This is a genomic window from Sorangium sp. So ce302 (assembly GCF_051530145.1).
Classification (GTDB): domain Bacteria; phylum Myxococcota_A; class Polyangia; order Polyangiales; family Polyangiaceae; genus Sorangium; species Sorangium cellulosum_B.
Genome location: NZ_CP150326.1, coordinates 6,303,590 through 6,317,135 on the forward strand (window position 1 = coordinate 6,303,590; position 13,546 = coordinate 6,317,135).

Here is a 13,546-nt window from a genome sequence, read left to right on the forward strand (position 1 = left end):
CGCGACCCGCGCGGTCGCACCAAGCGCCTTGGAGCCCCTTGGACCGTTCACCCACGGCCTCCGCCCGAGCCGCTGCTCTCGCTGGTCGAGCGTCGCTTCATGAACGCCACCGGCGAGAGCCCCGCGAGCTCGCGGAACTCCCTGACCAGGTGCGGCTGATCGCAGTACCCGCTCGCAAGGGCGATCTCCGACCACGACCCGCGGGCGACCTGCACGTTCGAGACGACGCGCTGGAAGCGGGCGATGCGCGCGTACTGCTTCGGCGAGACGCCGACGGTCGCGACGAAGGCGCGCCGCAGGTTCCGCGGGCTGACGTGGAGCGCGCTCGCCGTCTCTTCCACGGTGATTCCTCCGAGCGAGAGCTTCCGGAGCGCGGCGCGCGCGACGGCCGCCGAAGCGGGCTCGAACACGTCGGGGCCGAGCATGCGTCCTTCGAGGGCGCGTTCGATCGCCTCCAGGCGAGCTCGCGCTGGGTCCATCGTGACGCCGGCTCCGGCCGCCACCAGCTGCTCGAGCAGGACGTCGGCACCTCGGCCCCAGAGATCGCGCGCCGGGACGAGGCGATCGGCGAGCTCGTCCATCGGCACACCGAAGAAGGGGTACGCGCCGCCGGGTCGAAAGATCACCTGGACCGCGAGCAGGAAGCGCGGCACGCGCTTGTACACGGCGCGCGTCTTGGGCCCGAGGACGACGAGGTCGGCGCGGTCCGCGTCGAGCAGGCGAAAGACCAGCGACGTCGTGCCGTCGGGCAGCAGGTCGAGGTTCGTGATCGGCGGCGCGCTGGCGCGGACGGCGACGACGAAATTGCGGAGCACACGCGACGCCGGCGCGCCGGCCTCCGGATGCGGGGCGCGCCGCGCGATGGCCTGTTCGATCGATCCCAGCACGCCGCGATCGTGCGCTCGCTGCTGGCCGCCATCAACCCACCCGGCCCCGTCCCGGCCGTTTCCTCCAAGATTGAACGCCGGCAGGGGCGCACGGTGCGGTCCAGCGAGGGCTCTTCAGCCCGAACCCCCAGGAGGACCACGATGAACCTCGACCACTACGTCACCCTCGGCCGCTCCGGCCTGCGCGTCAGCCCCCTGTGCCTCGGCGCCATGACCTTCGGCGAAGACCACGGCTTCGGATCCAGCGTCAAGGAGTCCGAGGCGATCCTCGATCGCTTCATCGAGCGCGGCGGCAACTTCATCGACACCGCCAACGCCTACACCAAGGGCCACTCCGAGAAGATCATCGGCGACCACCTCGGCCGCCACCCGAGCAAGCGCGACCGGGCGGTGATCGCCACCAAGTTCACCGCCAACCTCCACGTCGGCGACCCCAACGGCGGCGGCGCCGGGAGGAAGGCCATCTTCGCGCAGTGCGAGCAGTCGCTGCGCCGCCTGCAGACCGACTACATCGATCTCTACTGGATGCACGTCTGGGACAGGAACACGCCCATCGAGGAGACCGTGCGAGCGCTCCACGATCTGGTGGCGGCCGGCAAGGTCCGTTACGTCGGCGCCTCCGACACGCCGGCGTGGAAGGTGGCGCAGGCGCACGTCCTGGCGGGCTTCCGCGGGTGGGCGCAGTTCATCGCGCTGCAGATCGAGCACTCGCTCCTCGAGCGCACGGTGGAGGGGGAGCTCCTCCCCATGGCGCGCGAGCTGGGCCTCGGCGTCACGCCCTGGTCGCCGCTCAAGAGCGGCGTGCTCACCGGCAAGTACACGCGGGAGAACGCCGGCAAGCACAGGGCCGATCGCGGCCCGTTCGTGCTCTCCGCGCTCACCGACAAGGCGTACGCCGTCGTCGACAAGCTCGTCGAGATCGCCAGGGATCTCGACACCACGCCGGCGCGCGTGGCGCTCGCCTGGGTGGTGGCCCGGCCGGGCGTCACCTCCACCATCATCGGCGCGCGCACGCTGGCGCAGCTCGACGACAACCTCGCCTCCCTGGAGGTGAAGCTCGCGCCCGATCAGGTGACCGCGCTCGACGCGCTCTCGGCGCCGACGCTCGACTTCCCCGCCGGCTTCCTGCGCCTGGCCGGCGCGTTCATGAACGGCGGCACGACGATCAACGGCGAGAGCGCGCCGGCGTGGCCGATGGCGCCGAAGAACGACAGCGAGCGGTACTGAGCACGCGCCGAGCGCCCGGGCGGGGGCGCTCGTCCGAGTCTCCGTCGCGGCAGATCCCCCCCGGCGCCCTCACGCCGTCCGCGCGAGCGTTATCGCGAGCGCCTCGCCGTCGACGTTGACCTCGCGCCGCTCGGCCTGCCCCCACGCCGCGGGCGCCGCGCCCAGCACGAGCTCGGCGGCGAGCGCCTCCTGCATGAGCATCTCGCGCGCCGCCTCGGCGACCTTGCGGGCCCGCTCGCCGCCGTCGAGCGCGAGCCGGATCCGCTCGGTGAAGCCGAGGTCGAGCTCCTTCCGCAGCCCCTGCACCCGCGAGAGGATCTCCCGGCCGAGCCCCTCGTCGCGGAGCGCGTCCGTGAGCGCCGTGTGCAGCACGACGACCCCCGCGCGGCCGCCGGCCGCCGCGAAGCCCTCGCCCGCCTCGACCGCGACGTCGATCTCCTCGGGGCCGAGCTCGACCTGCTCGCCGTCGAGCGCGATCGCGATCTTGCCCTCGGTCGCGAGCGCCGCGCGGAGCGCCGCCGCGTCGGCCTTCGCCAGGACCTGCTTCGCGAGCTGCACCTTCTTGCCGAGCTTCGGCCCGAGCGCGCGGAAGTTCGGCTTGAGCACGTAGCGGACCGCGCTCCCCTCCTCGCCGGGCTTCAGGAAGCGCACCTCGTGGACGTTGAGCTCCTCGGCAATGAGCGGCACGTGCTCGGCGAGCGCCGCCGCGAGCCCCTGCTGCGACAGCACGACGTCGGCCCGCGAGAGCGGCTGCCGCACCTTGAGCTTGTTCGCCGTGCGCACCTGCAGGCCGAGCGAGACGAGCTCGCGCACCGCGCGCATCTCGATCGCGAGCGGCTCGTCGACCGCGGCGGCGTCGGCCTGGGGGAACGCCACGAGGTGCACGCTCTCCGGCTGCGACGCGGGCCACGGCCGCCGCACCAGGTTCTGGTACATCGCCTCGGCGAGGAACGGCGTGAACGGCGCGCTCAGCTTGGCGAGCGCGACGAGCACCTCGTACAGCGTGAAGTACGCGTCGCGCTTGTCCTGGGCCGCCCGCACCGCGCCCGGGGCGATCTCCAGGGCGTCCCCGATCGAAGGGGCCCAGAAGCGCGCGCGGCTCCGGCGGACGTACCAGTTCGAGAGCGCGTCCACGAGATCGACGAGCCGCTGCGCCGCCTCGTACAGCCGGTACTCGTCGAGGTGCGCCGTCACCTCCCGCGTCGAGAGCGCGAGCTCCGACAGGATCCACCGGTCGAGGAGCGACCGCTCCCGCGCCGGCCGGTAGCCGGCGCTCGCCGCGAGCGCCGCGGGCGACGTGTCCGTCGCGCCCGGGTTCCCCTCCGCGGGCGAGAAGCCGTCGATGTTCGCGTAGATGGTGAAGAACGAGTAGACGTTCCGGAGCTTGACCGCGAACTCCTTCTGGTACGCGCGCACGTTCGTGAGCGAGTGGCGCGTGTTCGTCCACGGCGGGGAGGACACGTAGAAGAACCAGCGGAACGCGTCGGCCCCGGGCGCGGGCGTCGCCGGGTCCTCGATGAAGACGCGCTGGTCCTGCGGTAGCCTGGGCACGTCGTTGGGCATCACCGAGAACGCCTTGTCGGCCGGCGAGAGGCCCAGGCGGTCTAGGTCTCCGCGGGAGAGCGCGACGATGCGGCGCGGAAGACGCTTGTTGCCCGTCGTGGGCCTGAGCTCCAGCGTCACCGCCGCGCCCTCGCGATCGGCGCGGTAGACCCGCACCTTCGCCGAGTCGCCCGTGAGATCGAGCCCCTCGTAGTCCTCGCGCGCGATGATCGCGACGCCGTCCTTCGCCGCGCCGAGCCCGGCGTCGGCGCCGTCGGCCGCCGCGAACTCCATCCGGACGCGCTCGAGGATGACCTCGGGCGGCGTGTAGTTGCCCTTCGACTTGCTCTCCTTCTTGCCCTCGCGGTCGCCGACGTGCCCGAGCACGACGCACGTCTGGTACGGGTGCGGGTAGCTCCGGACCCGCGACAGCCCGAGCTTCTCCTGCGTCGCCTCGTCGAAGACCAGCGTCGAGACCATCAGCAGCGAGTAGAACCAGCCCCGCGTCTGATCGATCGCCTCGCTGATGAAGTCCGCCGGGAACGCGCGATCGAACAGCTCCTTCGAGCCCTCCGCGTGCGGGTAGCCCCACTGCGCGAACGGCATGCTCCCGCTGTCGAACCAGGCGTCGATGACCTCGGTCACGCGGCGCATCTCGCCGCCGCAGCTCGGACACGGGAACGTCACCTTGTCGATCCACGGCTTGTGGACGATGAGGTGCTCGTTCAGGCCGGGGTCGGCCTTCTTGGCGTCGCGGAAGTGGTCGAAGGCGCGCGGGTTCAGCGCCTCGATCTCGGCGACCGAGGCCGGGGCGAGCTGGTGCTCCTCGTCGTTCGCGCAGACCCAGACGTTGAGCGGCGTCCCCCAGTACCGCTCGCGCGAGAGCGCCCAGTCCACGTTGTTGGCGAGGAAGTCGCCGAAGCGGCCCTCCTGGATGTGCGACGGGTGCCAGTGGACCGCGCGGTTGTTGGCGATCGCCTTGTCGATGTTGTCCCGGGTCCTGATGTACCAGGCCGGCCGCGCGAGCTGGATCAGCGGGTCGTCGTCCGCGCGCCAGCAGAACGGGTAGTCGTGGCGGTACTTTTCCTCGTGGACGAGCAGCCCGCGGGCCGCGAGATCCTTGATGATCAGCGAATCGGCGTCCTTCACCCAGAGGCCCGAGAACGCCGTGAGCCCCGGCTCGAACGTGCCGTCCGGCCGCACCGCGCAGAGCATCGGGACGTCGGCGCCCGGCTCGGCGAGCTCCGCGATCCGCCGCCGGTGCGCGTTGAAGTCGTCCTCGCCGAAGGCGGGCGCGACGTGGACGATGCCGGTGCCGGAGTCGAGCGTGACGAAATCCGCGCCGAGGACGATCCAGTAGAGCGGCTCTGCCTTGCCGTCCTTCCTGCGCAGGGAGGCGCCTTCGAGCGACCTCGCGAAGGCGTCGAACGGCGGGCGGTAGCGCTTGCCGACGAGCTCGCTCCCCTTGAGCTCGCGGAGGACGGGCAGGTCCCGCTTGAACTTCTTGGCGAGCTCCTCGCGCAGCGCCGCGGCCACGATGAGCTTGCCGGCCACGGGCGCCGCGCCCGCGTCGACGACGACGTAATCGAACTCGGGCCGGACCGCGGCGTAGCCGTTCGAGGGCAAGGTCCACGGGGTCGTCGTCCAGGCGCAGAGCGCGGTGTCCGGCTCGTCGACGAGCGGGAACGCGACGAACACGCTGGGGTCGTCGACCGTCTTGTAGTTCGAGCCGACCTCGGCCGCGCTGAGCGCCGTCCCGCCCTGGGGCCACCACCAGCAGACGCGGTGGCCGCGGTAGAGCAGCCCCTTCCTGTGCAGCTGGGAGAGCGCCCACCAGACGCTCTCGACGTAGCTCCGGTGGTAGGTGACGTAGGCGCTGTCGAGGTCGACCCAGAAGCCGATCTTGTCGGTCAGGTTCTCCCACGCCTCGGTGTACCGGAAGACGGAGTCGACGCAGCGCGAGATGAACGGCTCGACGCCGTACCGCTCGATGTCGGCCTTGCCGTGGATGCGCAGCTCCTTCTCGACCTCGACCTCGACCGGCAGCCCGTGCGTGTCCCAGCCGGCCTTCCGCGGCACGTCGTAGCCGCGCATGGTCTTGTACCGGGGGAAGATGTCCTTCACGGCGCGCGTGAGCACGTGGCCGTTGTGCGGCATGCCGTTGGCGGTCGGCGGGCCCTCGTAGAAGACGAACGTGCCCCGCGAGGGGCCGGTGGCGCGGGTCTCGGCGCGGAGCGTCTTCTCGAAGATGCGGCGCTGCTTCCAGAAGGCGAGGATCTTCGCCTCGTCGGCGGGGAAGTTCAGCTCGGTCGCCACCCTGTCGAACAGGGGCTCGGGCGGGCCGTCGGTCGGTTTCTTCGAGGACGCTTCGGACATGGCCCGGCCTAGTAGCAAGGCCTATTGCCAGCGTCGAGGGAAGCGCTGGCCGGCGCGGAGCGCGCGCGATGAACGGCAGGGGTGCTAGGATCTGCCGATGAGCGCGCAGCACCCGCTATTTCCAGGCAACGCGCCCGAGGTGGAGGCCGCGTTCCAGGCCGTGCCGGACGAGATGGTCGCCGAGATCCTCGACGGGGAGCTGTACACGTTCCCGCGGCCGGCGCGGCCGCACACGCGGACGGCGTCGCGGCTGGGTACGAGTCTCGGGGGACCGTTCGATCTGGGCACCGGTGGACCTGGCGGATGGGTAATCCTCGACGAGCCCGAGCTTCACCTGGGATCACGGCCCGACAAGGTCGTCCCCGACCTCGCCGGCTGGCGCCGCGAGCGCATGCCCGACGCGCTCGGGCCCGAGGACGCGCCCGCGCACTACGACGTCGCGCCCGACTGGGTCTGCGAGGTGATCTCGCCGCGCACCGAGCGCGTCGACCGGGGCAAGAAGATGCGGATCTACCGGCGCGAAGGGGTCCGCCACGCCTGGCTGCTCAACCCCGTCGCGCAGACGCTCGAGGTCTACCGGCTCGACGACGGGCGGTGGTCCTTGCTCGACACCTACGAAGGCGACGAGATCGTGCGGCCCGAGCCGTTCGAGGCGGTCGAGCTGCCGCTCGCCGCGCTCTGGGCGCGGTAGCTCGCCGCGCGGCCGCGGCGGCATCGACGCGCGCAGCTCACCCCGCGCGCGGCGCCGGCAGCGCGCCGCTGAAGTCGGCGCGGATGGCGGCCACCCCGTCCGCGCCCGCCGCGAGGCAGGCCGGCGCCGAGGCCGCGTCGATGCCGCCGAGGGCGAGGACCGCGACGTTGCGCGAGGCCGCGGCAAGGCGCGCCCGCGCCTCGCGCAGGGCCGCGATGCCGAGCGGCGGGCCCTTGCCGGGCGTCGCGAAGATCGGCGAGAGCACGGCGGCGTCCGCGCCGGCCTCGGCCGCCCGGAGCACGTCGTCGACGCCGTGGCACGCGACGGAGACGAAGGCGCCCGTCCCGAGCAGGGCGCGCGCGTCGGCCACCGCGACCGAGCGGCGGCCGAGGTGGACGCCGTCCGCGCCGAGGAGGAGCGCGAGATCCAGGCGATCGTTGACGAGGAACGAGGCGCCGAGCGCGGCGGTGGCGTCGCGCAAGCGCCTGCCGAGCGCGTGGAGCGCCGCGCCGGAGAGCTCGGGATCGCGGAGCTGCACCGCCACGCGGGCGCGGGCCTCGGGGGGCAGGGCGCCGAACGCCGAGAGCCGCGCGAGCAAGACCGGCTCCGGGACGCCCGCCGCCTGGGTGATCAGGGTCAACCTCGGGGTGAGCATGGCCGTCCTCCAGCGCGCCGGCGGCGGCGCGTCATCGCGCTCCGTCGCCCGGGGGGCGCTCCGCCGGGGCCCCCGCCTCGCCGAGCGCCTCGAGATCCTGCCGGGCCATCCGGGCGAACCGGCTGGCAGGATACCGCTCGACCAGGAAGCGCAACGTGTCGACCTGGGCGCGGCGATCGCCGCTCGTCTTGAAGCGCTCTGCCAGCGCGTACAGGGCCTCGCTCGGGTCCTCGTACACGCGACGATCCGGGTCGACCTCGCTCGCGCACTGGTAAGGCGCCTGCGCGACGGCGGCGAAGATCGCGATCGAGCCGAAGGCCGCGCGGAAGCCGGTGAACACGAGCGGCATTCGCCGATGAACGAGCGCGAGCGTCAAGAGGACGCCGCGGCCCCGGCGACGCCGCTCCTCCGGCCGAGCCGCGCGGGCCCGCTCGGCCGGGCGGCCGGTGACGGGGCTAGTTCAGGGAGGCGCCCGTCCGGGCGGCGCCGTTCTCGAACCCGCCCTTCGAGGCCGGGGCGCCGAAGGGCGCGTCGCCCGCGTCCTGACCGCCGGTGCTCGACAGGGGCTCGCCGCGGGCGCGCAGGAGCGACTCGTGGAGGGCGCGCGCGCTGTCATCCCAGTCGCGCCTGCCGGCGAGCTCCGCGATCCGCGCCGGGTCGTAGTCGGCCCGGGCGGCGCGGAGCAGCGCCTCCATCAGCACGTCCCGGTTGCCCGGCGGGATGAGCTCGCCGAGCTCGGCGCTGCGCAGGACGTCGGGGATGCCCCCCACGCTCGTCGCGACAACGCGGCGCCCCGAGGCGAGCGCCTCGAGCAAGACGTTGGGCGTCCCCTCGTGCTTGCTCGGGAGCGCGAGGACGTCGCACGCGCCGAGCCACAGCGACACCTGATCGTGCGGCAAGTAGCCGGTCACTGTCAGCCGGCCGCCCAGACGGGCGGCGGCGGCCCTGCACGCCTGCTCCTCGGCGCCGCTGCCCACGAGCGCCAGCTCGATGTCCGGGTGGACCGGCGCGAGCCGCTCGAACGCCTCGATCAGATCGAGCACGCCCTTGTCGCGGCTCAGGTGACCGACGAAGACGATCAGCCGCGAGCTCGGCGACTTGCCGAGCGCGGCGCGCGCCTCGGCGCGGTTGCGAGGCTGGAACGTCTTCACGTCGACGCCGTTCATGACGATGTCGATGCGATCGCGCGGCACGCCGAGCGCCGCGACCCCGTCCGCGAGCTTGCGGCTGACCGTGACCACCCGGGCGGCGCGCGTGAGCCCCCAGCCGAGCGGCCGCCGCATCCGCCGGTCGCGCGGGATCACGTCGATGTCCGAGCCGTGCGTCTTGATCACGGCCGGCACCCCGAGCAACCGCCCCAGACAGACCGCGGCAAAGCCGTCCGGGTAGGCGAAGGCCCCGACGATGATGTCGGGCAACGGACCGCGCCCGATGAGCTCCGGGAGCATCGACGCCGCATACAGCGGGCCGTTCAGGACGGGCGCGATCCTCGGCACGTACAGGTACCGCGGGTGCCTGACCGGCAGCCCGTCGATGACCTCCTCGCGCGGCGCACTGGCGCCGATAGGCCACTTCGAGAGGCGCCCTATCCCGGGGAACCACGGGATCGTCGCGAGCACCCGGACGTCGCAGTAGCGCGACAGCGCGGCGAACTGCCGCCGATTGTACGGCGCCTCGTCCGGGTGAACCGCGTTCGGAAAGATCTTCGTGATCAGCAAAACGCGCATCCGCCGCAAGGGCTCCTCCTCTCGAGCGAGCCGAGTCGGCGAGCGCCTCGAAAGAGGACGTCGTTCGCGCTCGGTCTCGTATTCGGTCTAGCCAGTCTCGCTCAGTCTCGTCAATCCCGCCAATCTACGCTCAGTCTCGCCCATCTCGCTCAGCCTAGCTCAGCGCCCCATTTTGCCTCGCTCAGCATCGTTCGATGCCCCATTTTGCCTCGCTCAGCATCGTATTCGCCCTGGTCAGGTTCGATTCGGTCTCACCTGGTATCGTATGTCGTTACACGTCCAGACCGACCCGCTGACCAACCCGTCCGTTGCCGTCGTCCCGTCCAGCGGCCGGCCCGGAGGCCCCCGCGGGGGTCGACCACGCGCGCGCCCGGGACGGGGCGTCCCCCCCGCGCCGCCTGGCGATGAGCTCGTCGAACAGGCGCACGTGCGCGTCGACCATCGCTTCCAGGCTGAACTGCTCGGTGAACTTCGCGGGGCCGCGCGCGCGCGCTCGCTCGCGGAGCTCCCCGTCGCGGGCGACCCGGGAGAGGTGCTCGACCAGCGCGCCAGGGTCCTTCGACGGGACGAGGAACCCGTCGACGCCGTGCTCGACGATCTCGGGGACGCCGCCGACGCGGCTCGCCACGATCGGCTTGCCGAGCGCGAGCGCCTCGAGCAGCGCGAGCGGCAGCCCCTCCCAGAGCGACGGGAGCACGTAGGCGTCGAGCGCGGAGACGAGCTCCGGCACGTCCGAGCGATACCCGGGGAAGATCACCCGGTCGCCGAGCCCCGCGTCCCTGGCTCGCTGCTCCAGCTCCGGCCGGAGCGGGCCGTCGCCGGCGATGACGAAGCGCGCCTCCGGCGCGCGCCGCAGCACCTCGGGCGCCGCCTCGAGGAGGTAACGGAGCCCCTTCTGCTCGATGTGCACCACGGCGCACCCGAACACGAACTCCCGCTCGCCGATGCCGAGCTCCGCGCGGATGCGCGCGCCCGCGCCGCCCTCGCGGGCGCGGGCGAAGCGCGTCCCGTCGATGCCGTTGTGGATGACGCGGACCGGCGCGCGGACCTTCACGTCGTCGACAAGGATGCGCCTGAGGTCGTGCGACACGGCGACCATCTCGTCGGCGAGGTAAGCGTAGTAGCCGAACTTGCGCCGATCGAAGCCCTTCGCCCGGTTGATCTGGTTGTGCTCCGAGTAGACGACCAGCGGCCGATTCCGGAGCAGGCGCGCCGCGAAGCCAGCGAAGATGAGCGGAGCACGGTTGTGGACGTGGACGATATCGACCGAGCGCTGGTGAAAGAAGCGCCGGATCCAGAGCAGCGCCTCTGGATCGCTCTTGAGGCCCGGCAGCACCGGCCGGAGGTCCTTCGTGATCACGAGGCACTTCGAGCGCGGGAGCTTGACCTCCGAGAACAGCCGTCCCTCGCCGTCGAGGCAGATCAGCGAGAGGTCGAAGCCGTGATCGCCGAGGCGATCGAGGAGGCTCAGCACCACCTTCTCGAGCCCGCCGACCTCGAGGTTGTTCACGACCATGCAGACGTTGGGCTTGCTCATATTCTCCTGAGCGGACCGTCAGGTCGCCGCGGTCGTCGTCAGAGCGCCGTGACGCGCCACGACAGCGTGTCGACCGTGCGATGAGCGTTCCGTGTCATTTTGGCTCAGGTAAGTGAGCGTATCATGACATGCGGATGCTGTTCGCTTGACTTGGCGGCGTCGCAGCAGCGCCGTGCTGGACGTCGGAGTTGCTCGTTCATCATCCCTCATCGCGCCCGCGAGCGCCTCCGCATCGGTGAGATACGCCGGGAACGCGAGCGCGCGGAGAGCGAGGTGCGGGGCCACACCCGCAGCGCCGCGCTACAGCGCGGCGATCTTGCCCTGCTCGGGCGATGACGCCGTCGCATAGAGCTTCTTCGGCATCCGCCCGGCGAGATACGCCATCCGACCGGCCCTCACCGCGTCCTTCATCGCCTGCGCCATCAAGATCGGGTCCCGCGCGCCCGCGATGGCCGTGTTCATCAATACCCCATCACACCCGAGCTCCATCGCCACCGCGGCGTCGCTCGCTGTCCCGACTCCCGCGTCCACGATCACCGGCACCTTCGCTGTCTCTCGGATGATCATCAGGTTGTACGGGTTGCGGATGCCGAGCCCGCTGCCGATCGGTGCCGCCAGGGGCATCACGGCCGCGCACCCGATGTCTTCCAGCTTACGACAGACGATCGGATCATCCATGCAGTAGGGCAGCACCGTGAAGCCCTCCTTCACCAGGATCCGCGCCGCCTCGAGCGTCGCCTCGTTGTCCGGGAACAGCGTCCGTTCGTCGCCGATGACTTCGAGCTTCACGAGATCGGACAGACCGAGCTCGCGCGCGAGCCGGCAGGTGCGGACCGCGTCCTCGACGGTGGCGCAACCGGCCGTGTTCGGCAGGATCGTGACGCGTCCCTGCTGGAGCAGCGACATCATCGACCCCTCGCCCCGCTCCTTCAAATTGACGCGGCGGAGGGCCACCGTGACGACCTCCGCGCCGGACGCTTCGAGCGCGCGACGGGTCTCATCCAGGTCCTTGTACTTGCCCGTCCCCACGAAGAGGCGGGAAGTGAACGTGTATCTGCCGATCGTCAACGCGTCGCTCGTCATCGCAGGCTCCTCGGGTCTCGACCCAGACGATCTGCTAGTCGGACCGGGACACAGGGTCCAGCGCGTCGACGAAACCCGGCGCTTCCGGCGCGCCTCGCCCGGCAGCATGGTATCTTTGCGCCAATGTCTCCCAGAGCTCTTGGCATAGCCCTCCTCGTCGCGTTGCCCCCAGCGCTCACGCTCACGCCCCTCCCGACAGCGGACAGCCGCGCGCGGGCCAGCCAGGATCGCGCCGAGGCGAGCCCCGGCGCGCTGCTGTCCGGTCCGCGCGCGGCGCAGGCGGCCGTGGCCATTCAGCTCTCGCTGGGCGAGCTCGTCGCCGCGGCCTCGTACGTCGTGGTCGCGACCGCGATCGAGCAGCGCAGCCAGTGGGAAGAGCTCGGCGGGGCCAGGAGGATCGTCACCTATACCCGCCTGTCGATCGACCGGACCGTGGCCGGACAGCCCGACGGCGAGGTCTGGGTCAGGACGCTCGGGGGCGTGGTCGGGGACGTCGGACAGCACGTGTCGGGCGACGCGCAGATCGCGGTCGGCGCGCAGGCGATGGTCTTCGTCTCCAAGGTGGGCTCGGCCCTGGTCGTCTCCGGGATGGCCCAGGGCCACTACCCCGTCGTCGACGGCGAGGAGAAGCCGAGGGTCGCAGGCGGGGCCGGCGCGCGGCGCATCGCCGTGCGGCGGCTGGCCGCGAGCCCCGACAGCGGGACCGTCCTGCCCCGGCCGGGCCCCGCGATCTCGGCCCGCGAGCAGCTCATCGGCGCGGCGCTCGACACGGCGATCGACGCGGTGAACCAGGCATGGAAGGCGAAGCATGCGCAGAAGTGACCTCGCGCCGCGCCCCGCTGGCGCGCGCCGCCCCGCGCGCGCCCACGCCATCGCCGCAGCCTGCAGCGCGCTCGTCGCCGCGGCGCTCGCCTACCCCGGGGACGCCCTGGCCTTCTGCCGCACGAGCGTCTGTCCGCCGGAGAAGACGGCGTCGGGGGAGGCGGAGACCGCGGCGGTCTGCACGCCGCCGCAGGGCAACGACTGCGGCACCCCGCTCGCCTGGCCTTCGCCGTGCGTGAGCTACTCCCTCCAGGAGGACGCCTCCGCCCAGGTGTCGCTCCAGGAGGCGGAGGCGATCTTCGAGCAGGCGTTCGCCGCGTGGACAGAGGCCGACTGCGGCGACGGGCAGACCCCGCGCATGGAGGTCACCTACCTGGGCCCGGTCGCGTGCGACGCCCACGAGTACAACAAGCGCAAGGCGAACGCGAACATCGTCATGTTCCGGGACGACGGGTGGCCGTACGTCGACAGCGGGAACACCCTCGCGCTCACGACCGTCACCTACCACCTCAAGACCGGCGAGATCTACGACGCGGACATGGAGGTCAACTCGTTCGACGTGGCGCTCTCGCAAGGCGACGACAACGGCTCGTTCGACCTCCTGAGCATCGCCACCCACGAGGCCGGCCATTTTCTCGGGCTCTCGCACTCGAGCGAGCCCAGCGCGACCATGGTCGCGGGCTACCGGCCGGGGCTCCGCGACCTCTCCCAGGACGACCGCGATGGGATCTGCGCGGTGTACCCGCCCGGGGAGCCGATCGAGGGCTGCAACCCCACGCCGCGCCACGGCTTCTCTGCCCTGTGCGCCGCGGATCAGCCCGAGGTGAAGGAGTCGGACGGCTGCGCCGCGGCCCCGCGCGGCAACGCTGGCCAGCGCGGGCACGGCGGAGGGCTCGTCCTCGCCGCGCTCGCGCTGGTCGGCGTGGCGGTGCGGGCGCGGCGCGGCGCGGCCGCGCGGGCGGGCCGGGAGGAGGCCTGCTGAGCCAGAGCCCTCCCGTC

At 72.0% G+C, this 13,546-nt stretch carries 11 protein-coding genes; 4 read left to right on the forward strand and 7 right to left on the reverse strand.

What is annotated here, in order from left to right; all coding sequences use genetic code 11:
* Nucleotides 1–47 precede the first annotated feature (47 nt).
* On the reverse strand, nucleotides 48–887 hold the full coding sequence (locus WME73_RS23730) for a helix-turn-helix domain-containing protein (RefSeq protein WP_437917155.1): 840 nt from the start codon (nucleotides 885–887) through the stop codon (nucleotides 48–50).
* A gap of 141 nt (nucleotides 888–1,028) precedes the next feature.
* Here WME73_RS23730 and WME73_RS23735 point away from each other — a divergent pair, with 141 nt between their 5' ends.
* A complete protein-coding gene (locus tag WME73_RS23735) occupies nucleotides 1,029–2,114 on the forward strand; it encodes an aldo/keto reductase (RefSeq protein ID WP_437917156.1) in 1,086 nt (361 codons plus the stop codon).
* A 69-nt stretch (nucleotides 2,115–2,183) separates the two neighbouring features.
* Here WME73_RS23735 and ileS read toward each other — a convergent pair whose 3' ends face one another.
* Nucleotides 2,184–6,032 carry an isoleucine--tRNA ligase gene (ileS, locus tag WME73_RS23740; RefSeq protein WP_437917157.1) on the reverse strand — a complete coding sequence of 1,283 codons (3,849 nt, stop codon included), beginning with the start codon at nucleotides 6,030–6,032 and terminating at the stop codon, nucleotides 2,184–2,186.
* A 97-nt stretch (nucleotides 6,033–6,129) separates the two neighbouring features.
* Between ileS and WME73_RS23745 the strand changes: the two genes are divergently transcribed.
* The gene (locus WME73_RS23745; protein WP_437747662.1) at nucleotides 6,130–6,723 is read left to right on the forward strand and encodes a Uma2 family endonuclease; all 594 of its coding nucleotides are present in this window, start codon (nucleotides 6,130–6,132) and stop codon (nucleotides 6,721–6,723) included.
* Between the two features lie 37 nt (nucleotides 6,724–6,760).
* Here WME73_RS23745 and WME73_RS23750 read toward each other — a convergent pair whose 3' ends face one another.
* The 5 genes from WME73_RS23750 to WME73_RS23770 all read right to left on the reverse strand — a co-directional run bounded on the left by WME73_RS23750 (nucleotide 6,761) and on the right by WME73_RS23770 (nucleotide 11,725).
* Nucleotides 6,761–7,378, reverse strand: coding sequence for a thiamine phosphate synthase (locus WME73_RS23750; protein WP_437747663.1), 618 nt, complete (start codon nucleotides 7,376–7,378; stop codon nucleotides 6,761–6,763).
* A gap of 31 nt (nucleotides 7,379–7,409) precedes the next feature.
* Nucleotides 7,410–7,727: a tetratricopeptide repeat protein gene (locus WME73_RS23755; RefSeq protein WP_437747664.1), complete on the reverse strand. Its 318-nt coding sequence runs from the start codon at nucleotides 7,725–7,727 to the stop codon at nucleotides 7,410–7,412.
* A 106-nt stretch (nucleotides 7,728–7,833) separates the two neighbouring features.
* Complete coding sequence (locus WME73_RS23760; RefSeq protein ID WP_437917158.1) at nucleotides 7,834–9,105, reverse strand: glycosyltransferase family 4 protein; 1,272 nt, start codon at nucleotides 9,103–9,105, stop codon at nucleotides 7,834–7,836.
* Nucleotides 9,106–9,376: 271 nt separating this feature from the next.
* Complete coding sequence (locus tag WME73_RS23765; protein WP_437747666.1) at nucleotides 9,377–10,642, reverse strand: glycosyltransferase; 1,266 nt, start codon at nucleotides 10,640–10,642, stop codon at nucleotides 9,377–9,379.
* A gap of 300 nt (nucleotides 10,643–10,942) precedes the next feature.
* Nucleotides 10,943–11,725: a thiazole synthase gene (locus WME73_RS23770; RefSeq protein ID WP_437747667.1), complete on the reverse strand. Its 783-nt coding sequence runs from the start codon at nucleotides 11,723–11,725 to the stop codon at nucleotides 10,943–10,945.
* Nucleotides 11,726–11,848: 123 nt separating this feature from the next.
* Here WME73_RS23770 and WME73_RS23775 point away from each other — a divergent pair, with 123 nt between their 5' ends.
* Nucleotides 11,849–12,547, forward strand: a complete 699-nt coding sequence (locus tag WME73_RS23775) for a hypothetical protein (RefSeq protein ID WP_437747668.1) — start codon at nucleotides 11,849–11,851, stop codon at nucleotides 12,545–12,547.
* Entirely contained in the window at nucleotides 12,534–13,529 is a 996-nt protein-coding gene (locus tag WME73_RS23780) for a matrixin family metalloprotease (protein WP_437747669.1), read from the forward strand. Before WME73_RS23775 ends, WME73_RS23780 begins: the two co-directional genes overlap by 14 nt.
* Nucleotides 13,530–13,546: the final 17 nt, after the last annotated feature.

What these genes read in the sequence shown, in the direction of transcription:
- WME73_RS23735 (WP_437917156.1), top strand. Translation starts at nt 1,029, where the DNA reads ATGAACCTCGACCACTACGTCACCCTCGGCCGCTCCGGCCTGCGCGTC.
- ileS (WP_437917157.1), bottom strand. Translation starts at nt 6,032, where the DNA reads ATGTCCGAAGCGTCCTCGAAGAAACCGACCGACGGCCCGCCCGAGCCC.
- WME73_RS23745 (WP_437747662.1), top strand. Translation starts at nt 6,130, where the DNA reads ATGAGCGCGCAGCACCCGCTATTTCCAGGCAACGCGCCCGAGGTGGAG.
- WME73_RS23750 (WP_437747663.1), bottom strand. Translation starts at nt 7,378, where the DNA reads ATGCTCACCCCGAGGTTGACCCTGATCACCCAGGCGGCGGGCGTCCCG.
- WME73_RS23755 (WP_437747664.1), bottom strand. Translation starts at nt 7,727, where the DNA reads ATGCCGCTCGTGTTCACCGGCTTCCGCGCGGCCTTCGGCTCGATCGCG.
- WME73_RS23760 (WP_437917158.1), bottom strand. Translation starts at nt 9,105, where the DNA reads ATGCGCGTTTTGCTGATCACGAAGATCTTTCCGAACGCGGTTCACCCG.
- WME73_RS23765 (WP_437747666.1), bottom strand. Translation starts at nt 10,642, where the DNA reads ATGAGCAAGCCCAACGTCTGCATGGTCGTGAACAACCTCGAGGTCGGC.
- WME73_RS23770 (WP_437747667.1), bottom strand. Translation starts at nt 11,725, where the DNA reads ATGACGAGCGACGCGTTGACGATCGGCAGATACACGTTCACTTCCCGC.
- WME73_RS23775 (WP_437747668.1), top strand. Translation starts at nt 11,849, where the DNA reads ATGTCTCCCAGAGCTCTTGGCATAGCCCTCCTCGTCGCGTTGCCCCCA.
- WME73_RS23780 (WP_437747669.1), top strand. Translation starts at nt 12,534, where the DNA reads ATGCGCAGAAGTGACCTCGCGCCGCGCCCCGCTGGCGCGCGCCGCCCC.